The following is a 21,792-nucleotide window of genomic DNA, read 5'->3' as shown; positions in this document are numbered from 1 at the left end:
GACTACCGATCCGCTTGCCCGGCAGCCGAATTCCGGTCCGCCGCGGCCCGTTCGGCCTTGGCGGCGGCGTCCGCGGCGTCCATCGCGTTCGCCTCCTCCAGTGTGGGCGCACCGCCGCCGAGCCGTGCCGGAACCCAGTACGCGCCGGGTTCGTGCGGGTAGCCCTGCTGCAATTCCTCGAGCATCCGCTGCATGGTGGCGCGCAGCCGGGTGGTCAGCTCCGCGGCCACCTCGCTGACGTCCCGGTCGCCCACCTCGGGCGGCGCGATCGGGTCACCCACCGCGATCCGGATCGGAGTATTGCTGCGGCCCAGATGTTTCGGATGCCCCTTGGTCCACACCCGCTGCGCGCCCCAGATCACCATCGGGATGATCGGTACGCCCGATTCCATCGACATGCGCGCGGCGCCGGACTTGAATTCCTTGATCTCGAAGCTGCGGCTGATCGTCGCCTCCGGATACACCCCGACCAGCTCACCGCGGCTCAGATACTCGAGCGCGGCCTTGTAGGAGTCGGCCCCGGCCGAACGATCCACCGGAATGTGCCGCAGCGCGCGCATGATCGGACCGGAGACGCCACTGTCGAACACCTCCTTCTTGGCCATGAACCGGATGTACCGTTTCGGGGTGCGCGCGGGCAGCCCGGCATAGGTGAAGTCCATGTAGCCGGTGTGATTGATGGCGATGACCGCGCCACCGACGGCGGGGATGCGCTCGGCCCCTCGGACGTCGAATTTCAGCCCCTGCGCGAAGAAGATGGTGCGGGCCAGGCCGATGATCGACCGGTAGACGGGTTCCACAATTCCGCTAGCGTAGTCCCCACCACATCGGGCTACACCCAGGCATGTGTGCGATTGCGCACATATACCCTCCGACAACGGCACTCGCGTACAGGAAAGAGGTTCACCGCAGTGAAATTTCCCCGACCGGCTTCGCGTGCACAGCTCCGAAACGCACTGGCCGGGGGCCTGGCGCTGATCGCGGCGGGACTGGTCGCGGGCTGCGATTCGCGGGTGGGCATCGAGGGCACCGACTACACCACCGACACGCCGCACACCGCGGCGACCACCACGACCTCGACCCCGGCGGCCACCGCCGCGGCCGTCCCCGTCGCGCCGAAACCGAAGCCCGGCGAACTCCTGGTAACCGTCTCGCTCACCAAACCCGATTCCGCCGCCGCCGACGCGCTCACCGCCTGGGCCATGGACCTGCAATCGCTGTCCCCGGCCCGGCTCCAGGCCAAATGCTGGACCCTCGCGCCGCAACACGTGCAGTCCATGTACACCGACAAGAAAGCGATCCTGACCGCCCTGGCCCGCCCCGGCGTGGACGACGGCGCCGCGATCACCTGGCAGGGCACCGGTCACGGCGCGGTCACCGTGGTGGCGCAGCGCACCGATATCGACACCGGCTACGCCTGCCCGCGCGTCTACACCGCCGGGGCCACCCCGGCGTTCGACGAGACCGACGCCCGGCACACCGTGCGCCGCTACCTCGATCGCGTCATCGGCAAGCCGCTGGACCCGGCCGACAAGGAGACCACGCACCCGCTGCGCTGCGCGGCCGGCGCGGCGAACTGGGATCCCGACGGCACCGGAGCGCCCGTCCCCGCGCCGCTGACCGGGCTCAAAGCGCTGGAGAACATCCGGTCCTTCGACGACCAGTCGCTGAGTTCGACGACGTTGCGCGCGTCGTACGTGTCGGTGGAGGCCACCGTCGCGACCACCGACGGCGTCGAGCAGACCCGGACATTCACCCTGAAGTCCGGGAAGCAGGGTTACTGCATCGGCGCGGTCACCTCCTAGTCGGTACCCTGGGTGGCCGATAACGCCTCAGGAGGGAAGTTCGTGGAGATCACCAGCGTCGGACACGCCGGGTTCCATATCCGCACCGCGGCCGGGACGATCCTGTGTGACCCGTGGATCAACCCGGCGTATTTCGGGTCCTGGTTCCCGTTCCCGGACAACACCGAGCTGGACTGGGACGAGCTGGGCAACTGCGACTTCCTGTACGTCTCGCACCTGCACCGCGACCACTTCGACGCGCGGCATCTGACCGATCATGTCAACAAGGACGCGACCGTGCTGCTGCCGGACTACCCGGTCCCGGATCTGCGTCGCGAGCTGGAGAAGATCGGCTTCACGAAGTTCATCGAGACCGAGAATTCGGTGAAGCGGACCATCACCGGGCCCGGCGGCGACATGGACATCATGATCGTCGCGCTGCGCGCCCCCGCGGACGGCCCGATCGGCGATTCCGGCCTGCTCGTCTCCGACGGCGAGACGGTGTGCTTCAACATGAACGACGCCCGCCCGGTCGACATGGACGTGCTGCACGAGACGTTCGGCCACATCGACATCCACCTGCTGCAATACTCGGGCGCGATCTGGTACCCGATGGTCTACGACATCCCCGCGCGCACCAAGTCGAACTTCGGCAAGCAGAAGCGGCAGCGCGGTATGGACCGCGCACGCAGCTACATCGAGCAGGTCGGCGCGACCTGGGTGGTGCCCTCGGCCGGTCCCCCGGTCTTCCTGGACGACGAGTTGCGCTACCTCAACGACGATCGCGACGACGAGGGCAACATCTTCCCCGATCAGATCGTGTTCCTCGAACAGATGCGGATCCACGGCAATGCCGGTGGCGTGCTGATGATTCCGGGTTCGGTGGCGCAGGTGCGCGGCAAGGATCTCGAACTCACCCACCCGGTCGATCCGGACACGATCTACGGCGACAAGGCCGGGTACATCGAGAACATGGCGCGGCGGCTGGCCCCCGCGCTGGCCGCGGAGAAGGCGAGTTGGGCGACCGCCGACTCGCCGCTGTTGCCGCAGCTCGAGGACCTGTTCGAGCCGATCATGAAGCAGAGCGACCTGATCTGCGACGGCATCGGCTACCCGGTCGGGCTGGTGCTCGGCGAGCAGACCTTCGTGCTCGACTTCCCGAAACGTGTTGTGCGCGAACCGATCGAGGGCGAGGGCCGCTACCGTTACGGTTTCCGTATCGATCCGCAACTGGTCCGCACGGTGCTGCGCGATCACGAACCCGACTGGGTGAACACGATTTTCCTGTCCACCCGCTTCCAGGCGTGGCGGATCGGCGGCTACAACGAATTCCTCTACACCTTCTTCAAATGCCTCACCGACGAACGCATCGCCTACGCCGACGGCTGGTTCTCCGAGGCGCACGACGATTCGGCCTCCACCGAGCTCGCGGGCTGGGAAGTCCAGCGCCGCTGCCCGCACCTCAAGGCCGATCTGTCGAAATTCGGTGTGGTGGAAGGCAATACGCTGACCTGCAACCTGCACGGGTGGCAGTGGGATCTGGAGTCGGGGCGTTGCAAGACCTCGAAGGGCCACGAATTGCGGTCGCGAAAGCTCTGAGCACTACGCGATCGCGCATCCGCTGCGGCCGAACCACGCAACCGATCGCGTTGCTGCTGTGTGGATCTGAAGTCGAGGCGGCGTGCGCGTTATCGCCGCGACGAATTCACTCGCGACAATCGCACCTCCGCGCGGCGAGGATTGTGCTGCGGCAGTGAGCTTCTCGTCGGCTCACTCACCTGCGGCCGAGCGGCGGGCCTCCTCCAAGACCTGCAACGTCTCGACCGCGTCGTTCGGGTCGACCGGGACGGGAGCGTCGTCGAGCAGGGCCGCGGCCATCTGCGCGTAGAACGCCGGATAGTCACCGGCTTCACTCGGGACCGGGTGGGTGTCGTCCGGTGTGCCCAGTGAACCCCAGTTCTCCGGATCGACTGTGCCCCACGGCTTTCCGTCATCCGGACGACGCCCCGCGCGCAACGCGTCCTCCTGCGGATCCAGCCCGAAGGTGAGATAGCCGCTCTCCGAACCCAATACGCGCATACGCGGCCCCAACCGGGGCGTGACCGCACTCATCCACAGATGTGAGCGCACCCCCGAATCGTGCGTCAACGCAATGAAGGCGTCGTCGTCGGCCCGCACTTCCGTTCTGCGACAATCCAATTCGCAGTAGACCTCGACGGCCGGACCGAACAGGTTCAGCGCCTGATCGACCAGGTGACTACCCAGGTCGTAGAGAATCCCCGCACCGTCGGTGGCCTCGCCGACCTCCCGCCAGCTGCCCTTGGAGACCGGCCGCCAGCGCTCGAACCGCGACTCGAACCGGCGCACCTCCCCGAGCTCACCGGCCTCGATCAACCGGCGCAACGTCAGGAAATCGCTGTCCCAGCGGCGATTCTGGAATACCGACAGCGCCAGCCCCGCCGCCTCGGCCGCCGCGATCACCTCCAGCCCCTCGTCCGCGGTCAGCGCGAACGGCTTGTCCACCACCACCGGCAGCCCCGCGTCCAGCGCCTGGATCGCCAGCGCCGCATGCGTGCTGTTGGGCGTGGCGATCACGGCCAGATCGATCCCGTCCGGCTCCGCGAACAACGCCTCGACCGTATCCACCACCCGCACCCCCGGATACGCCGCCCGCGCCCGCTCGGCCCGTTCCGCCGACGAGGTCACCACCGCCGCCACCCGCATCCGCTCCTGTGCGGCGATCAAAGGCGCATGGAAGACCTCACCGGCCAGCCCGAACCCGACCACGGCCACACCCAACTCCGCCATCCAGCTGCCTTTCGCTCCGACATCCCGCGCGCTACCGGTTTACCCGAGATTGTCCGATACCACACGATGTCCCGCGCACAGACCACGCCGAATCGTCCGTCCCGTGCCCGCCGGACTACCGCCTCGACCGACCGCCGCCCTCGAACCACCCGACCGCACCGCAGCCGATGCCCGGTTTCCCACACGCTGTCGCCCCAACTCCCCCGCGCGCACCCGGCAGCGCGGCTACTCGCCGAAAGCTCCCAGTTCGGGCGAGGCATCCAACCGACCACCGCCCAGCCGACGCCCTCGAACCACGACTCACCCCCGCCGACACCCACGCAGCCGATGCCCGGTTTCCCGCACGCTGTCGCGCCAACTCCCCCGCGCGCGCCCGGCAATGCGGCTACTCGCCGAAAGCTCCCAGTTCGGGCGAGGCATCCATCGGAATCCAGCCGTTGCTGGAGAATTCCCGTTCCGGCACGCCCGCGCCGACCAGGCCGCGCTGATCGTTCAGGTCGTTGATGAGATCGGCGACCGGGTGCGAGTCGCTGTAGTGGTACCCCTGCGCGAGGGCGAAACCGAGTTCGGTGAGCACCGCGGCCTGGTATTCGGTCTCGACGCCCTCGGCGATCACCTGGAGATCCAGCGAACGGCTCAGCGCCGCGATGACGCCCAGCAGCGGCGGGGCCGGGGAGTCGGAGCGGATGGCCGCGACGAAGGACTGGTCGACCTTCAGGATGTCGCTGGGGATGGTGGCCAGGCGGCTCAGCGAGGAGTACCCGGTGCCGAAATCGTCGATGGCGATCCGCACGCCGCGCTCCCGCAACGTGCTCAGATTGCCGATGGCGGTCTGTGATTCGGCCGCCAGCTCACTCTCGGTGACCTCGAGCACGAGCTGGTCCGCGGGCCACCCGGTGTCGTTCAGAATCCCGGAAACCCGGTCGGCGTAATCGGATTCGGCCAGTTCCAGACCACTCACGTTGACGTTCAAGGTGAGATCCAGCTGCGCGAACGTCTCCTGCAACCGCGCGGCGTCCGCGCAGGCCCGCCGCAACACCAGCTCGTCCAGATCGGCGATCAGGTCGTATTCCTCGGCGACCCGGATCAGCCCCTCGGTGGTAACGTCCGGCTGCGCACTCGACGACCACCGCAGCAGCGCCTCGACCCCGACGGCCTGCCCCGCGCCGTCCTCGCTCAGACTCACGATCGGCTGGTAGTGCACGTCCAGCGCGCCCTTGTCGATGGCCTCGCGCAACTCCACCGCCAGCGGCAGCTGCCGCGAGGATTCCAGCACCGTCCGGTTGCGCCCGGCCTGTTTGGCCCGGTAGAGCCCGACGTCGGCGCGGCTCACCAGCAGCGATCCGGATTCGCCCGGCTGCCAGGAGGTCACACCCGCGGAACAGCCGGTGGTGACCGCCGCGCGCAACTGTTCGGTGAGCAGAATCGCGGCCTGTTCGGTGGTGTTGGGCAGCAGCAGCGCGAAGGCGTCACCGCCGTAGCGTGCGAGTTGCTGATCGGGGGCGAGCACCTTGGACCAGGTGTCGCCCACGCGTTGCAGCACCGCGTCACCCGCGCGATGTCCGAGATGATCGTTGATCTTCTGGAAGCGGTCCAGATCCACCAGCACCAGCGCGAGCCCCTGCCCGGTCCGGGCGGCGTGCGCGATGGCATTGCTCAGCGCGCGATCGAAACCGCGCCGATTGAGCAGCCCGGTCAACATGTCGATATCGGCGTCCGAGGCCATCCGGGTCAGAATCCCGACCACGATGCCCACCCCGACGGCCACACCCGCCGAGATCACGCCCGACCACCACGGCAACTCGCGCGAGGGCACCACCCACAGGCACAGCAGCACCGCGAACGTCACATGCGCCGCAACCCATTGCCAGGCAAAGAAAATCGCGGCATCACAGGCGATGAAGGCGTAGAACGCGGACAACCCGATCGCGCCGACGGTATTGGGGAACCAGTGCACCGCGATCGTCACCAGCACCGTCGCGAGCGCGACGTATCCGTGGTGCACCGAATGCGGCAGCCGCGGCCCCCAGATCAGCAGGCTCACCCCCAGCAGCACCGCGACACCCGCCGCGCAACCCACCAGCGCCCGGTTCCCCTCGGTGCCGGGAGCGATGGCGGTCAGCAGCAGACCCAGGACCCCGCCCATGACATAGAATGCCCCGGTGGTCCGGGCCATGACCCTTGCAGTCGCCAGCGCCGAAACCGTCCGCACCCGCGTCCGGGTATCGCCGCGCGAGCCGATTCCGCGCACGATCTCCAGCCTAGACACAGTTGTCCCGGTCGGTAGTCACATCCGCAGGAATCGCCGAGCAAAGTCGACCGTTCCCGTCAGTTCCCCGGATTCCCTCGGCGAGTCGGGAAATGCGGGCGCTCTTTCGAATTCGTTCGCAAATCATTGGCTACCGATTCCCGGGCAGGGTCCGGCCGACGCTCTCAGACCGCCTCCAACACCTCTTTGCCGACGAACGGCACCAGCGCCTCGGGCACCCGCACCGAACCGTCCGCGCGCTGATGGTTCTCCAGCAGGGCGACGATCCAGCGGGTGGTGGCCAACGTGCCGTTCAGGGTCGCGGCGATCTGCGGTTTGCCGTTCTCGTCGCGGTACCGCACCGACAGCCGCCGTCCCTGGAACGTGGTGCAGTTCGAGGTCGAGGTGAGCTCGCGATAAGTCCGCTGGGTGGGAACCCATGCCTCGCAGTCGAATTTGCGCGCCGCCGAGCTGCCCAGATCGCCCGCGGCCACATCGATCACCCGGTACGGCACCTCGATCGCGGCCAGCATCTCCCGCTCCCAGCCGAGCAGCCGCCGATGTTCGGCGTCGGCGTCCTCGGGCTTGCAGTAGACGAACATCTCGACCTTGTCGAACTGGTGCACCCGGATGATGCCGCGGGTGTCCTTGCCGTAGCTGCCCGCCTCCCGCCGGAAGCACGACGACCAGCCCGCGTAGCGCTTGGGCCCGGCCGACAGGTCCAGGATCTCGCCCGAGTGGTAGCCCGCCAGCGGCACCTCCGAGGTGCCGACCAGATACAGGTCGTCCTCCTCGAGGTGATAGATCTCCGCGGCGTGCTGCCCCAGGAATCCGGTGCCCGCCATGATCTCCGGACGCACCAGCACCGGCGGGATCATCATGCTGAACCCGTTCGCGGTGGCGCGCTGCGCGGCCAGTTGCAGCAGGCCCAGTTGCAGCAGCGCGCCGTAACCGGTGAGGAAGTAGAACCGCGCGCCGGACACCTTGGCCCCGCGCTCCATATCGATCAGGCCGAGCGATTCCCCGAGTTCCAGGTGGTCCTTCGGGGTGAAGTCGAATTCGGGTGTGCTGCCGACGGTTTCGAGCAGGACGAAATCGTCCTCGCCGCCCGCGGGCGCGCCCTCCTGCACCACGTTGGACAGCGCCCGCTGCGCGGTGTCGAGTTCGGCGTTCGCGGCGTGCTCGGCGGCCTCGGCCTCCTTGACCTTCGCCGACAACTCCTGCCCGTGCGCGAGTAGGCTCACCCGCTCGTCCGGGGACGCCTTGCCGACCTTCTTACCCAGCGCCTTCTGCTCGGCGCGCAGGGAATCCGCGGTCGCGACCGCGGCACGCCGCGCCGCGTCGGCCTCGAGCAGCACATCCACCAGCGCCGGGTCCTCGCCCCGGGCCCGCTGTGACGCGCGGACGACATCGGGCTGTTCCCGCAGGAATCGGAGGTCGATCATGGGCCATAAGCCTAACGGGGGCGGTCCAGTGATATTCCGCAGGTCCGGCCCCGAGATCCGGCCCATCGTGGCGATCGGGTGACCTCACTGCCATGATGGACGCCGATGTCCGACCAACATGTGCGCGAACCGGAGAACGGACCCGACCCCGAGTGGGCCGAGTCGGCTTCCGAATGGGACGACGCCGCCGCCGAGCCGGAACCGGCCGCACCGCGGGCGGGTAAGCGGGTGCACCTGCCCGCGCACAAGATGCGCTGGGGTCTGCTCGCGGTGGCGGTGGGCGCGGTGGTCGCGGCGATCGTGACGCTGTCCATCTCCGGATTCCGGTCCTCGCACGGACTCGAGGCGCGCGATCCCGGCGGCGCGGGCCCGGCCGGGCGGAACAATTCGGTCTTCGGCACCGCGAAAACGGGTGACTGCCTGACCTGGACCAATGCCAAGACGCTGGATCTGTCGAAGGTCAACTGCGCGGACAAGCATCTGTTCGAGGTCACCGCCGATATCGATCTGAGCGACTATCCGGGCCGCGAATTCGGTCCGGGCACCCGCTTTCCGGATTCGCTGCGTTTCGCCGAACTGCGCGACGAGCACTGCTTCACCGCGGCGCAGTCCTACCTCGGCGGACGCCTGGACCCGCGGGGACGTTTCGTGGTCGGCATGATCAATCCCGGCGAGCCCGCGTGGAACAAGGGCGACCGCACCGTGCGCTGCGGATTGCAGCTGGTCAGCGCCACCGGCAACGCCACCCAGCAGACCGTCGGGCGGGTCCGCGACAGCGATCAGTCGCGCATCTTCGATCCCGGCACCTGCATCGGCATCAACCAGAACCTGCCGACCAACGAACCGGTCGACTGCACCGAACCCCATGCGTACGAGGTGATGTCGAGCGTCGACCTGGGTCAGCAGTTCAACAGCGGTACGCCCGCGAACGCCGATCAGGACCGGTACATGCAGGACCAGTGCGCGCGCGTCGCGGACTCCTACCTGGGCGGGCCGAAGGCGCTGATCAACAAGACGCTCACCATCTTCTGGGACAACATCGACGCCCGCAGCTGGCTGGTCGGCAGCCACAAGCTGAACTGCCTGGTGGGCAAGGGAACTCAGGACGGCTTCTCCTCGATCACCGGATCGGCCAAGGGCAACATCATGATCGACGGCCAGGCCCCGGTGCCGCCGCCGAGCAACGGGCGTTCCACCCCCGCCCCGCTGCCCGGCGCGGCTCCGCCGGTGCGGTGAACGCGCGGGACCGAGCGCGATGAGCGTATCGATGTCACCGGAACGATTCGAGGAATTGGTCGGTGACGCACTGGATCTGATCCCACCCGAACTGACCCGGGCCATCGATAACGTGGTGGTGCTGATCGAAGCACGCAATTCGGAGGACGCACATCTGCTCGGTCTCTACCAGGGCATCGCCCTGACCGATCGGATCGACAGCCAGTACGCGGGCGCGTTACCGGACACCGTGACGATCTATCGCGAACCCATTCTCGGGATGTGCGATACCGCACAGCAGGTCGTGAACGAGGTGGCGATCACCGTAATTCATGAGATAGCTCACTATTTCGGCATCGATGAAGCCCGGTTGCACGAGTTGGGTTGGGGTTAGTCTTGCCCTCGGAGCGGGTCTTACCCGTAAACTTTGGACTCGAGGGAACCGGATCGCGAACCACTGCGTCCAAGAACTCGTAGGGGGAATTCTCGTGGTTCCACCGAAGGGGCGGCCCATGCCGGTCCTACAGTTGACTAGCTGCCACCAGAAGGAGTTCGAGTCATGGTAGATCTCGTTCACGTCGACGCCGAAATCGTGCTCGCGGCCGCCGGTGAGCTCGACCTGCTCGCCGATCGCCTGGCCGCCGCCCAGGGGTTGAGCGGTCCGGGTACCCACGTCATCCCGTCCGGCGCCGAAGAGGTGTCGCTGCTGGCGTCCAACCACTTCAACGAGGGCGCGGCCACGCACGACGCGTCGATCGCGCAGGGCATCGTCGAGTTGCGCAATGCCGCACAGACGTTGCGCATCCAGGTGACCGAGTACGTCGCCCAGGATGCCGTCCGAGCCGCCGGTATCACCGCCGTGCAGACCGCACTCGAGCTCTGACCGAGATCCACCACTAACTACTTCTTCGACATCAACCACAGGGGATAAGAACAATGGTTGCTGGAATTACCGGCGTGGTCTGGGAAGCCCGTCCGGCAGAGATCAATTCGGCCACGCTGCACCTCGGCGCGCACGCCGTGCCGATCGGCATCGCGGGTACCTCATGGACGGGCCTGGCCGCCGCGTGGACCGATGCCACCGCCACCCTCACGCGCGTGATGGCCGAGCTGGGCGTCGGCCTGCTGGGTGTCAACGGTATCGCCGCGATGGCCCAGGTCACCGCCTTCACCGGCTGGTGCGGCGAGCAGACCGCGATGGCCGCGGGTATGGCCGCCAAGGCCGCCGCGAACGTCACGGCCTACACGGTCGCCTCGCTGGTCATGCCGAGCCCGCCGGAGATCGCCGCCGTCGACGCGGCGCGGGTCGCCACCCACGCCAGCGGCGGCGACGTCTGCGGCGCCGGTGAGCTCGCGGAGGCCGCCTACGCGGAGATCCAGCTCCGCGCCGCGCTGGTGATGGAGACCTACGAGGCCGCCACCTCGCTGATGGTCGCGACCCCGGCCGCCTTCCTGATGCCGCCGCCGATCGCGATCGGCGCCGGAGCCGTCGGCGGCGCGCTGGATGTCGCCCAGGCGGTGCAGGCCGATGTGAACCCGGTCGCCAACGCGATCTCGGCCGCGCAGTCCGCGGTGTCCAGCCCGGGCGTCACCGACGCCGCGACGCAGACCGCCGGCGTGGCCGGATCCGTGGTCACCTCCACCGTGCCGAGCGTCGGCGAGGCGGTCACCAACAGCATCGCCGGCACCACCACCACGACTCCGGGCGTTTCCACGACCACGCTCGGCGGCCTGGGCGGCCTGGGCGGCGGCTCCATCGCCACCCGGGCGGTGTCGTTCTCCGGCGGCGGTTCGGTCGGCATCGGCAACGGCGCGGGCAACCTCAAGATCCCGGAGGGCTGGGGCGCGGGTCTGGGCACCAACTTCCCGACCGCCACCGCGCCCGAGATCGCGCCGACCACCCCGGCGAGCACCGGCAACACCCAGCCCGCCTCGAACCGTCCGGTCAGCAGCGGAAATCCGTTGCTGGGCAACCAGTCCGAGGACGAGGACGAGTTGGAGCACAAGAACGAGCTGGTACACGGCGAGTACTTCAACGATGGTCGGATCATCGCGGCGGGCGTCATCGGGGGCGACCCGAACGCAGAGTCGGCTAGGTGACGGTACTCGGCGGGGGACGGGGTGGGGCCATGCTGGAATCTGTTGTACTGACGCTGGACGAGATGCAATTCCTGCTGGACAAATTGCAGATCAGCCAGGTGCCGGTCGTACTGGACACATTGGCCCGGTACGACAGCGACGTCAGACGTAAAGAGGCGTTCGACGCGGCCGCCGAGTCGCTCGCGGCCCGGGACCTGCTGGACGGTGAGTTCGTCCACCGTGACCTGGAGGACCGGATGCGGGCGCTCGACCGGCCGCACTGGGCCGTCGCCGTGCGCTGGTACGTCGGCGGCCTGGTGAACCGGTTGTGCATCGCCAAGGGTGACGAGATGGAGGTCGTGGTCCTGCGCGGACCCGACACCTACGTAGTGAGCGAGGCGTCGCACGATCTGCCGGGCACCATCGTCGCCGCGCTCGGCCCCGCCGATCCGCTCGAACTCGAGGGTATGAACGTACTCACCGAGGAGCTGGAGCCCATCCTCAAGGACGCCGGTGACAGCAATGCCACCGCGAAACGGCTGAGCAAGGTCGGCCACCCGCCCCGGGATGCGCACACCCTGGCCGCGGCACTGGTCGAGGTGCCCTCGCACGCCTCGATCGTCGGGGTGGTCTACAGCGACGGCAGCCGCGATATCGCGGACGGCGCGGTCGCCGTGTTCAACACCCGCAACGGTCGTTTCATCACGACCACCACCCGCTCCGACGACGACGTGCAGTGGACGTCACTGTCGACGGGCACCAGTGGTCGGTTGCGCACGGCGATCAAGGATCTGATCGAAAAGCTGCCGCTGCGTGAGGAATTCAATCCGCCCGCGGGCGCGATCTGAGTCCAACTCGGGTTCTCGGACCTGGGTCGAATCGGCTACGAGTACCTCGGCGTTCCGGCGTCGGGGTACTCCGGTCGAAATGTCTTCAGCCCATCGGATTGTCGGCGTCGGGTTCGGCCTCGTTGCCGAAGGGCGGGGTGAACCGACCCCAGCGCGTGCACTCCCAGCCGTTGAATTCCGTTCCGGCATAACGCGGTAGGAGTTCGATCGTCTCGGTGTTGTCGAGATGGTTGTTCGTGGTGAAGGGCGGGGTGATACCGCCCAGGGTCATCCCGACCAGACGCATGGCCGCGCCGTGGCTGACCACCAGCACGTCACCATCCGCACCGTCGGACAGGTGGGTCCGCCGAAGTTCTTCCAGCACAGGCAGGTAGCGGTCGAGAACGTCGCGACCGCTCTCGCCGCCGGGCAACCGGCGATCCAGTTCGCCCAGATGCCAGGACTTGTAGATCGCCTGGAAGGTTTCGTGCGCCGCTTCGGTACTGCTGCCGTCCAGTTCGCCGACGAACACCTCGGCCAGCCCGTCCAGCGCCCGAGCGGGCACCCCGGTCACCGATTCGATGTGTTGCGCGGTCTGCCGGGCCCGCAACGCCTGCGAGCTGAACAGTCGGCGTGGCGGCACGGCCAGCCCCGCGCCGAACGCTTTCGCCTGTGCCACACCACGTTCGGTGAGCGGGCGGCCCGGCACCCGGGTATCGAGAATTTTGGCGACATTCCCCTCGGTCTCACCGTGCCGCACCAGGATCAGTCTGCCGCTCATAGATCGGCCGTTCCCTTCTTCAGATCCGCCAGCCAGGCCGCGGCGGGTTCGTCGGGCGGCGGCGGGGCCCCGGTGGGCGAGCCCGCGGGCCACGAACCGAGGAAGCGGATCCGGCCCGCGGTGCGGTGCAACGCCTTCAGCGCCTCGGCAACGGCGGTGTCGTCGATGTGGCCGACACAGTCCAGGTAGAAGCGGTAGGTGCCCATGCCGGTGCGGGTGGGCCGGGATTCGATGCGGGTCAGATCGACTCCGCGCGTGGCGAATTCGGCGAACACCCGCATCAGCGAACCGGGTTCGTTGGCCAGTTCCAGCACCACCAGCGAGGTGCGGTCCACCCCGGTGCGCGGCGGGGCCTGCCGGGGCCGGGTGACCAGGACGAATCTTGTGACGGCCTGATCGTGATCGGCCACCCCGGAGGCCAGTGCCGCCAGGCCCAGCCGCTCACCGGCCAGCGTGGTGGAGACCGCCGCGTCGGCGTGTCCGGCGACGACGTCCTCGGCGGCCGCGGCGTTGGAGGCCGAGGTGTATCGCGTGGTCCCCGGCAGCCGGTCGTCCAGCCAGCCCCGGACCTGTGCCGCGGCAACCGGATACGCGGCGACCGTGCGCACGTCGGCCAGGGTGGTGCCCGGCCGGGCCAGGATGGTGAAGGCGACGTCGAGTTCGGTCTCGGCGACGATCTGTAGTCGCGAACCGAGGGCCAGCGCGTCGAGCGTCGGGGAGATCGAACCCTCCACCGAACTCTCGATCGGCACCACCGCGCCCTCGACCACGCCGTCGCGGATCAGCTCGAGTGCCGCGCCCTGACTCGGCGCGGCGACCCGTTCGACCGGTTCGTCGAAGACGTCGGCGGATTCGAAGCGGGCCAGGGCCATCTCGGTGAATGTTCCCGATGGTCCGAAATAGGCGATACGCGGCACGGATACGACACTACCGACCGGTTGCCGGTGGGCTCGGAGTTTGCAGCACTTCCAGGGCTTTCGCGATGACGTCGGGCGTTTCGGACTCGATCGCGAGCAGTACGCCGCGCAGCGCCTCCACCGCCGCCGGGGCGAGGCCACGCAGGAATTCGACGTCCGGATGGGTCAGGGCGCGGCGGATGTCCTCGCCGCAGAGCGCGGCGACCGTCGCGGCGACCACGCCGACGGCCCGCGCCCCGGAATCGACGCGGGCGACGAATCCGCCGACGGAATGCGCTGCCACGACGAGGAATTCGGCCACCTCGACATCCGGGGCCGCGGCGTCGAGCAGCGGGGCTCCCGGGACCTCGGACAGCGGCCGGACCAGCCCGTCCGTCAGACCCGCGGGCGGGGCGGAGGGCATGGACAACGTCAGCGGGACCGGTTCGGGAGCGGTGGCATCGTGCGGCACATTTCCACCGTAGCGATCGAAATGGTTGCGCAACCGGGCAGATTCACTTAGCTTAGGTTTACCTAACTGATACGCCGTGATACGCCCTGGCCGGGACCAGCCCTGGAGGAATGCATGCGACCGAATCCGACCCTCGCGCCGTCCACCGCCGAACGGATCCGCAACGCCTGCGTGCATGCCGATCACGCGATGCTGGCCCTCCCCGGGGTCGATCCCGCCAGCATCACGGTCCACCACCTGCGCCAGTGCGGTGACGCCGTGATCGCGGTGCCGATGGACTCCCCCGCAGTGCGCGCCGCCGCCCGCGGTGGCGAGGGCGGCGTCCAGGCCGTGCTCGAACTGACCGACCGCACCCCGCTGCCGCTGCGCGAACCGGTGCGCGCCCTGGTCTGGCTGCGCGGGCGGGTGCGCGCGGTGCCGTCCGGGACGCAGCGGCTGCTCGCCTCGTCGGTCGCCGAGGATCACCCACATCCGGCCCTGCTCGACGTCGGGCACACCACGACCCTGCTGCGCCTGATGATCAATTCCGCCGTGCTGGCCGATTCGACCGGCGCGGAATCGGTCTGTCACGCGGATCTGCGCGAGGCCCGCCCCGACCCGTTCTGGGAGCTGGAGGCGGCCTGGCTGCAACATATGGACGCCGACCACGCCGACGTCGTCGCCCAACTCGCCCGCCACCTGCCGACCCGCCTGCGCGGCGGCGCGATCCACCCCCTCGCCATCGACCGCTACGGCATCAGCCTGCGCGTCGAGACCGACGAGGAGGACCACGACATCCGCCTCTCCTTCCAAACCCCCGTCGAAGACGTCCAATCCCTCAGCCGCGCAGTACGAATCCTCGTCGGCTGCCCCTTCCTGCACGGCATGCGCCACATGTGAATCACGCCGAGCCGCAACGCATTCCGCGCATCACGTTGCACCGCACCCGAATTCCGACCAAACCTGCGAATACTGTTGTAAGTCACTTGAATTCGAGCCGCCCCAAATGCGGCGTGCCCGGCAGCAGCCCGAGGCCGCACCGCTGCATCCGGGCAGCGACGGTCCCGAGAGCGCGCAGCGCCCGGGCGACACCGCCCGGCAAGGGCGCGGCCGGATCCGACCGCCTTGCGCACTCGAGACCGAACATGCACGCCCGCAAACGCTCTCACCGAATCTCGGGAGAACCTCATCACCGAACCGGGCGAGCGACGGCACGGCCACATCGGCACCCGAGCGTTCTCACGATCGGGCAGGTACGCCCGAGCTTGTTCGTACCGAATCGGTAGCGGCGGCACCACGCCGATCAGCGGTTGTCCGGCGGGGAGATTCGCTCACCCGCCCGAAAACAGCGGCACACCACCGCCGCGGAGTTGCTCCGAATAGACGGTCATGATCGTCGCCTCGCCACCCGGGCGCGGTCGGGGGCGGGGGCGGGCGGATTAGATTGGCGGGATGGATTCGGCTGGTGGTGCTGTTCCGGTGTGGCCTGCGGGTGACTCCGAGCGGGAGCGGCGGGGTGTCCGGATGGAGATCCTGGTCGTTCTGGTCGTCACGTTCGGGCTGAGCGGGGCCAGTGCGGCGCTGTCGCTGGTGGAGAGTGCGTTGTCGCCGGGTGGGATCGGTGGGCAGTCGGTGGCGTTGAATCCGTCGCGGGCCACGCAGTCGACGATCGATCTGCTGTTCCAGTTGCTGAGTGTGCTGCGGCTGGTCGGGTGGGGTGCGTTGGGGCTGTATCTGTTGTGGCGCAGTGGATTCGGGCCGAGGATGATCGGGCTGGCGCGAATTCGGTTGCGCCGCGACATCGTTCCCGCGCTCGCGTTGGCGGCGGTGATCGGGCTGCCGGGGCTGGCGTTGTATCTGATCGCGCACGCGCTCGGGTTGAGCGTCACCATCGTGCCCAGTTCGCTGGGTGAGCACTGGTGGCGGCTGCCCGCGCTGATCCTGTCCGCGATGGCCAATGCCGTGGCCGAGGAGGTGATCGTGGTCGCGTATCTGATCACCCGGCTGCGGCAACTGGAGTGGTCGCCGAACCGGTCGCTGCTCGCCTCGGCGCTGCTGCGCGGCAGTTATCACCTCTACCAGGGCCTCGGCGGCGGTCTCGGAAATCTGGTGATGGGCTTGATCTTCGGGACCTACTGGCAGCGCACCAACCGGCTGTGGCCGTTGATCGTGGCGCACGCCACCATCGATACGGTCGCGTATGTCGGATATACCGTGCTGCACGGCCACGTCTCCTGGCTCCCCTGAAACGCACAGCTTCGGGCATTACTATCGCGGAGGTGAACGGCGAGCGACCCCCGTACGATCCGCGGGATCCACGGACGCGGCGGGTGCCGCCGAACGGCCCCGGTGCGCGGCGGCCGACGCCGGGTGGGCAGGGCGAACCGCCGCGCGAACCCACGCAGGTCATGCGCCGGGACGGGCGCGGGCCGCAGCAGCCGTTGGCCTGGTCGCAGGGCGGGCCGCAGTCGCCGCCGCCGCGTGATCGCGGACCTCGGCAGGGAGCCGAGCGCGGGTGGGCTCCGACGCAGCGGCCCGAGCGATATCAGGAGGGCCCGCCGCAACGTCGCGAAGGTTCGTCCCGGGGGCGTGCGGGATCCCCGCCGTCGCCGCCGGTTTCGCCCACGCGACGTCGCGAACAACCCCCGCGGCAACCCCGGGCACGCCGCAAACGCCATTGGGGCCGTTGGTTTCTGGTGCTGCTGCTGGTGCTGATCCTCACGCCGATCGCGGCCGGGATCTATCTGGACAGTTCACTGCACCGGATCGACGCGCTGTCCAGCTATTCCGGACGCGTCCGGCAGACCGCCGGAACCAACTGGCTGCTGACCGGTTCGGACAGTCGCGAGGGCATGACCCAGGCGCAGGAGAAGGAACTCTCCACCGGTGACGCGTCGGATGCGGGCGGTGAACGCAGCGACACCATCATGTTGGTGCACATTCCGGCGTCGGGCTCGACCACCATCGTCAGCCTCCCGCGCGACTCCTACGTGCCGATCCCGGGCCACGGTCGCGACAAACTGAACGCGGCCTTCGCCGAGGGCGGCCCGAAACTGCTGGTACAGACCGTGGAAACGGCGACCGGCCTGCACATCGACCATTACGCGAAGATCGGTTTCGGCGGTTTCGCGAATATGGTGGACGCGGTCGGCGGTATCGATATGTGTCTGCCCGATGCGATCGACGACCCGAAGGCCGGACTGAACCTCCCCGCGGGCTGCCAGCACCTGAACGGCGCGCAGGCCCTGGGATTCGTGCGCACCCGCGCCACCCCGCGCGCGGATCTGGACCGGATGAACAACCAGCGCATGTTCCTCGCGGCCCTGCTGAAGAAGGCGACCAGCACGAGCACCATCGTCAACCCGTTCAAACTCTGGCCGCTGGCCACCGGCATCACCGACACCCTGCAGGTCGACAACGGCGACCACATCTGGCACCTCGGCAGCCTGGCCTGGGCCCTGCACGCCGACACCGTCGCCACCACCGTCCCGATCGGCGGTTTCGAGAACGTCGACGGCAGCGGCAACGTCCTGCTCTGGGACAAATCCCAGGCCAGCCAGTTCTTCGCCGACCTCGCCGCCGACAAACCCATCCCGGACAACCTGCTCACCAAGTGATCCCGCCACACCCGAACTGACCGAGCACCGAATTCCGTTGCGAGCCGAGATTTTCGTACGGGCCCGCGCACGAGCAGCGCAAAGGGTCCGGGGAGGGGCACATTCCAGCGCGCGAGTGATCTCGTCCGATACCCCAGCAGCGGCGAGATCTTCCCCATGGCGAATTCCATTGCAGGCCCGGAATTCTCGTCCAGGCCCACCAACGATCAGCACACAGGGACCGGACAGGACACACTCCAGCGCGCGAGCGATACTCGCCCGACGCGCACAGCAGCGGCGAGATCGTGCCCGTGGCGAATTCCATTGCAGGCCCGGAATTTCCGTCCAGGCCCACGCACGATCAGCACACAGGGACCGGACAGGACACACTCCAGCGCGCGAGCGACACACGTCCGAGACCCACAGCAGCGGCGAGATCTCACAAGGTACGAATTCCGTTGCAGTCCAGATATATTCTGGGCCGGTTCGTCGATATTCGGCGTGAGCAGCACCGAAAACAAGCGCGTCGCAGGCGAGACCGGACAGCCGCTGCCCAATTCCGTTGCGGGCCCGGACTGTTCGACCGGGCCCGCGGACGATCAGCGCAGTGTGACCTGGCGGGAACGCAATCCGTCGCGGGAGCGGCGTTCTTCGGGGGTCATGGGGGCATCGGAGGCGAGGGCCTCGTTCAGGCGGGCGCCGAATTCCGTTGCGGGCTTCACCCATTCGGTGGCGTGCTGTTCGCGGTCCAGGTCGAAGACGGGGACCAGCAGGCCGTGGGTGCGGAAGGAGCCGGCGAAGCGGGAACCCTCGCCGAGGTGCAGACCACCGGCGGCGTGCAGGCGCGCGAGGGCCAGCATCAGCGCGTCCTCGTCCTCGGGGCGGACCCAGCGCAGATGCGCCTTCTCCCCCGCGTCGACCCACCAGGCCGCACCTATCGCGTCGGCGTCCAGCGCCAGGCGGTCCGAGGGCATGATCGCCTGATTCGCCTGCTCGATGGTGGCCGCGACCTGCGGATCGGGCTGCACCCCCTCGGGCACCCACCAGTTGAAGTCCTGGTGCACGGTCAGGTCCAGGGGCGCGGCCGGATCGAGCACCTCGGTCAGCGGCTCGGCGGCCAGTTCCGCGTCGGCGGCGCTGTTCAGCGACTCGCCCGGCTCGGACAGCTGCGTCCAGGCGATGGCGGTGGCCAGGTCGGCGGCCGGATTCTCGGACTGGAACTGCACCTGCGCGGCGACGAATCCGACCGGCTCGGCGGCGGCGCGCACCAGCGCGGCCACCGCACCGGGCAGCACCGTGGCCAGCGTCACCGGACGTTTCGCGGCGAACCCGGGCGCGGTCCGCAAGGTCGCGGTCGCCGACGGCACGAACTCCCGTAGCGCCACCAGATCGCATTCGGCGGCCACACCCTCGAACGGACGCGTCACGCCGCGGCTCGCCTGCTCGGCCCGCCGCTCCGCGAGACGCTGGGCCCGATTGCTGTCGGGCTTGGGACTGTTGCGCTTGCTCTTACCCACGACGCGCGAGCGTAGCAGGTCCGCACCGGATTCCCGGCTTTGACCTGCAAATTTGGTCTTCCGGGTCATCCCGGGCAATACCGCCGAATCCGGTTGCCTCACCAGCGGTTCCGGGAAATCTCCGGGATGGGCCGCATACCGTGCGGGGGTAGCTCGGGTCCGGGAATCAGCTTCGCCCGCGCCAGGCCCGTCCGGACCGAGCGCTCGAGCGGGTCAGTCGGTCTGCGAATCGGGCAGCGGCCCGAGCGCGTCCAGCACCGCCCGGGTGCGGCCGGGGTGGTTGGTGGCGACCCAGCTGACGCCGAGTTCGGCACACAGCTTCACATCGTCCGGATCGTCGACCGTCCAGCAGTACGTGGTACGTCCGGCGACGGCGGCCTTGTCGACCAGGTCCGGATGTTCGCGCAGAGTTTTCACCGAGGGGCCGACGGCCGTCGCGCCGACCGTGGTCGCGGCACTGCCGCCGAGGTAGCGGGAGGACTCGCCGAGCAGCACGGTCGGCAGCAGCGGCGCGGCGCGGCGGATCCGCCAGACCGCGGTCGCGGCGAAGGACATCACCACGGCCCGGGAATGCGCGGCCGAGGCCGGCGTCGCGATACCGAAGCGCTGGAGTTCGGCCAGCACCTTGTTCTCCACCAGCGCGCCGTACCGCACCGGATGTTTGGTCTCGATGAACAGCTTGGTCGGGCGGCTGCGCCAGTCCAGCACCAGCGAGATCAGCTCGCTCAGGGTCAGCACCGGCGACGGCTCACCGTCGCCGCCGAAGTCCAGATCGCGCAATTCCTCCAGGCTCATCTCGCTGACCAGCCCGGAACCCGACGAGGTGCGATCGACGGTGCGGTCGTGCACACAGACCAGATGGCCGTCGCGGGTCAGCCGCACATCGCATTCGACGCCGTCCGCACCTTCCTGCAGGGCCAGCTCGTATGCGGCGAGAGTGTGTTCCGGACGGGCGGCCGAGGCGCCCCGATGCGCGACGACGAACGGTCCGCGACTGTCCTGGTTCACTTCGCCATGACCTCCTCCTGCTCGGACTCCGCACCCGATACGGACTCCGCACGCACATCCTGCACGACCTCGGGATCGGCTGCGCGCTCAGCCGCCGGACCGGACGGAACATCCACGGCGGCGGCCGAATCCGCGACGCCGGCTCCGACGGCCTCGGCAGCGGCCGGATGCACCGGTTCGATGACCGGCACGGCCGGACCGCCGGTGGCCAGCCAGCGCCGGGGCAACCGCCGCCGACCGCGCAGATCCACGCCCTCGAACATCCGCACCAGCCACAGCGACAGCACCGCGACCCCGGTCGCCACCAGATCGGTGTAGACGGTGAAGATCACCCCGTTGGCCTGCGCCTGCAAGGTGTCGGTGGCCCGGAAACCCAACGCCGCGACGGACATCACACCGTTGATCACCCAGACCGCCCACCAGATCCGCACGGCCTGCGACACCCGTGGATCCTCGTCGCGGCGGGCCAGTTCGGTCAGGAAGACACCGGGCCAGACCAGATTCACCACGGGAATCACACAGCCCAGCAGCAGCGACCACATTCCGCGCGGATCGCGCTGCCCGGCCGCCGCATAAGCACGGCGGCGGGCCTGGATCAACCAGCCCACCAGCGCGATCGCGGTCAGCAGCGCGAAGATCAGGGCCAGTACCGCGAACAACCGCACGGACCAATCGGAGAGGTAGACCACGATCGGTTCGATCAGCCGCGTCCGATTCCACATCAGCAGCAGATACCGCCCGAATTCGGCGGCCGCGGACAGCGCGAACAGCGCCGCCGTCATCGTCAGCAGTCGTAGGAGCCGGTCGGTCAGCCGATCCAGGCGGGTCCGGGGCGCGGCGACCGGCGGCCGGGGGACATCGTGCAGACCCCAGCGCGGAACATCGGTGTAGCGGGGCGTCGGCAGCGGCGCTTTCGCGGACGAGGGGTGCGTATCGCGCGGACGGCGACGGCCCGGCGGCCGGGCGACCCAGCGATAGTTGCGGCGCTGCGGCGGCGCGTCGACCGGGGCCGGGGACAGCAGCACACCGTGACACCGCGGGCACCAGTGCATGGGTCTGCCCTGCACCGCCCAGCGCGCACCGCAGCGGGCACAGGGCTGTACGACGGTGTTCACCGCCATGCCGGTCCCCCTCTCA

General features: G+C 68.6%; 20 protein-coding genes. 10 read left to right on the top strand and 10 right to left on the bottom strand.

Annotated elements, in window-relative coordinates; all coding sequences use genetic code 11:
• Nucleotides 1-2: 2 nt before the first annotated feature.
• Nucleotides 3-800 (bottom strand): lysophospholipid acyltransferase family protein, encoded by a 798-nt coding sequence (locus NRB20_RS27040; protein WP_319945457.1) that lies wholly within the window; start codon nt 798-800, stop codon nt 3-5.
• 111 nt (nt 801-911) lie between these two features.
• Between NRB20_RS27040 and NRB20_RS27035 the strand changes: the two genes are divergently transcribed.
• Nucleotides 912-1,805, top strand: a complete 894-nt coding sequence (locus NRB20_RS27035) for a hypothetical protein (RefSeq protein ID WP_153413916.1) — start codon at nt 912-914, stop codon at nt 1,803-1,805.
• Between the two features lie 42 nt (nt 1,806-1,847).
• On the top strand, nt 1,848-3,383 hold the full coding sequence (locus NRB20_RS27030; protein WP_319945456.1) for a Rieske 2Fe-2S domain-containing protein: 1,536 nt from the start codon (nt 1,848-1,850) through the stop codon (nt 3,381-3,383).
• 171 nt (nt 3,384-3,554) lie between these two features.
• On the opposite strand, the gene NRB20_RS27025 is transcribed toward NRB20_RS27030, so the two are convergent.
• The 3 genes from NRB20_RS27025 to serS all read right to left on the bottom strand — a co-directional run bounded on the left by NRB20_RS27025 (nt 3,555) and on the right by serS (nt 8,285).
• Nucleotides 3,555-4,592 carry a Gfo/Idh/MocA family protein gene (locus tag NRB20_RS27025; protein WP_153413914.1) on the bottom strand — a complete coding sequence of 346 codons (1,038 nt, stop codon included), beginning with the start codon at nt 4,590-4,592 and terminating at the stop codon, nt 3,555-3,557.
• Nucleotides 4,593-4,977: 385 nt separating this feature from the next.
• A complete protein-coding gene (locus tag NRB20_RS27020; protein ID WP_319945455.1) occupies nt 4,978-6,843 on the bottom strand; it encodes a putative bifunctional diguanylate cyclase/phosphodiesterase in 1,866 nt (621 codons plus the stop codon).
• 182 nt (nt 6,844-7,025) lie between these two features.
• Complete coding sequence (gene serS, locus NRB20_RS27015) at nt 7,026-8,285, bottom strand: serine--tRNA ligase (RefSeq protein ID WP_153413912.1); 1,260 nt, start codon at nt 8,283-8,285, stop codon at nt 7,026-7,028.
• A 105-nt stretch (nt 8,286-8,390) separates the two neighbouring features.
• On the opposite strand from serS, the gene NRB20_RS27010 reads away from it, so the two are divergent.
• From NRB20_RS27010 to NRB20_RS26990, 5 genes are all read left to right on the top strand, one after another.
• Complete coding sequence (locus NRB20_RS27010) at nt 8,391-9,521, top strand: septum formation family protein (RefSeq protein ID WP_153413910.1); 1,131 nt, start codon at nt 8,391-8,393, stop codon at nt 9,519-9,521.
• Between the two features lie 19 nt (nt 9,522-9,540).
• The gene (locus NRB20_RS27005) at nt 9,541-9,894 is read left to right on the top strand and encodes a metallopeptidase family protein (protein ID WP_153413908.1); all 354 of its coding nucleotides are present in this window, start codon (nt 9,541-9,543) and stop codon (nt 9,892-9,894) included.
• A 165-nt stretch (nt 9,895-10,059) separates the two neighbouring features.
• Nucleotides 10,060-10,383 carry a PE family protein gene (locus tag NRB20_RS27000; RefSeq protein ID WP_153413906.1) on the top strand — a complete coding sequence of 108 codons (324 nt, stop codon included), beginning with the start codon at nt 10,060-10,062 and terminating at the stop codon, nt 10,381-10,383.
• Between the two features lie 53 nt (nt 10,384-10,436).
• On the top strand, nt 10,437-11,600 hold the full coding sequence (locus NRB20_RS26995) for a PPE domain-containing protein (protein ID WP_153413904.1): 1,164 nt from the start codon (nt 10,437-10,439) through the stop codon (nt 11,598-11,600).
• Nucleotides 11,601-11,629: 29 nt separating this feature from the next.
• Nucleotides 11,630-12,427 (top strand): ESX secretion-associated protein EspG, encoded by a 798-nt coding sequence (locus NRB20_RS26990; RefSeq protein WP_153413902.1) that lies wholly within the window; start codon nt 11,630-11,632, stop codon nt 12,425-12,427.
• A gap of 85 nt (nt 12,428-12,512) precedes the next feature.
• On the opposite strand, the gene NRB20_RS26985 is transcribed toward NRB20_RS26990, so the two are convergent.
• The 3 genes from NRB20_RS26985 to NRB20_RS26975 are packed head-to-tail and all read right to left on the bottom strand — an operon-like array spanning nt 12,513 to nt 14,555.
• Entirely contained in the window at nt 12,513-13,187 is a 675-nt protein-coding gene (locus NRB20_RS26985) for a histidine phosphatase family protein (protein WP_153413900.1), read from the bottom strand.
• Nucleotides 13,184-14,104, bottom strand: a complete 921-nt coding sequence (gene pheA, locus NRB20_RS26980) for a prephenate dehydratase (protein WP_319945454.1) — start codon at nt 14,102-14,104, stop codon at nt 13,184-13,186. Before pheA ends, NRB20_RS26985 begins: the two co-directional genes overlap by 4 nt.
• A gap of 10 nt (nt 14,105-14,114) precedes the next feature.
• Nucleotides 14,115-14,555, bottom strand: a complete 441-nt coding sequence (locus NRB20_RS26975) for a hypothetical protein (RefSeq protein ID WP_319945453.1) — start codon at nt 14,553-14,555, stop codon at nt 14,115-14,117.
• Nucleotides 14,556-14,669: 114 nt separating this feature from the next.
• On the opposite strand from NRB20_RS26975, the gene NRB20_RS26970 reads away from it, so the two are divergent.
• The 3 genes from NRB20_RS26970 (at nt 14,670) to NRB20_RS26960 (ending at nt 18,151) form a co-directional block, all read left to right on the top strand.
• Complete coding sequence (locus NRB20_RS26970; protein WP_194290021.1) at nt 14,670-15,434, top strand: DUF2470 domain-containing protein; 765 nt, start codon at nt 14,670-14,672, stop codon at nt 15,432-15,434.
• A 552-nt stretch (nt 15,435-15,986) separates the two neighbouring features.
• Nucleotides 15,987-16,781, top strand: coding sequence for a CPBP family intramembrane glutamic endopeptidase (locus tag NRB20_RS26965; RefSeq protein WP_153413898.1), 795 nt, complete (start codon nt 15,987-15,989; stop codon nt 16,779-16,781).
• A gap of 32 nt (nt 16,782-16,813) precedes the next feature.
• On the top strand, nt 16,814-18,151 hold the full coding sequence (locus NRB20_RS26960; RefSeq protein WP_319945452.1) for an LCP family protein: 1,338 nt from the start codon (nt 16,814-16,816) through the stop codon (nt 18,149-18,151).
• A gap of 578 nt (nt 18,152-18,729) precedes the next feature.
• Here NRB20_RS26960 and NRB20_RS26955 read toward each other — a convergent pair.
• From NRB20_RS26955 to NRB20_RS26945, 3 genes are all read right to left on the bottom strand, one after another.
• A complete protein-coding gene (locus tag NRB20_RS26955) occupies nt 18,730-19,647 on the bottom strand; it encodes a DUF5926 family protein (protein ID WP_319945451.1) in 918 nt (305 codons plus the stop codon).
• 213 nt (nt 19,648-19,860) lie between these two features.
• A complete protein-coding gene (locus NRB20_RS26950) occupies nt 19,861-20,655 on the bottom strand; it encodes a glycerophosphodiester phosphodiesterase (protein WP_319945450.1) in 795 nt (264 codons plus the stop codon).
• On the bottom strand, nt 20,652-21,776 hold the full coding sequence (locus NRB20_RS26945) for a DUF4328 domain-containing protein (protein WP_153413896.1): 1,125 nt from the start codon (nt 21,774-21,776) through the stop codon (nt 20,652-20,654). The genes NRB20_RS26950 and NRB20_RS26945 overlap by 4 nt, the downstream gene beginning before the upstream one ends.
• Nucleotides 21,777-21,792 lie beyond the last annotated feature (16 nt).

The organism is Nocardia macrotermitis, assembly GCF_009604405.1.
Taxonomy (GTDB): domain Bacteria; phylum Actinomycetota; class Actinomycetes; order Mycobacteriales; family Mycobacteriaceae; genus Nocardia; species Nocardia macrotermitis.
This window is presented reverse-complemented; position numbering and strand designations above follow the sequence as displayed.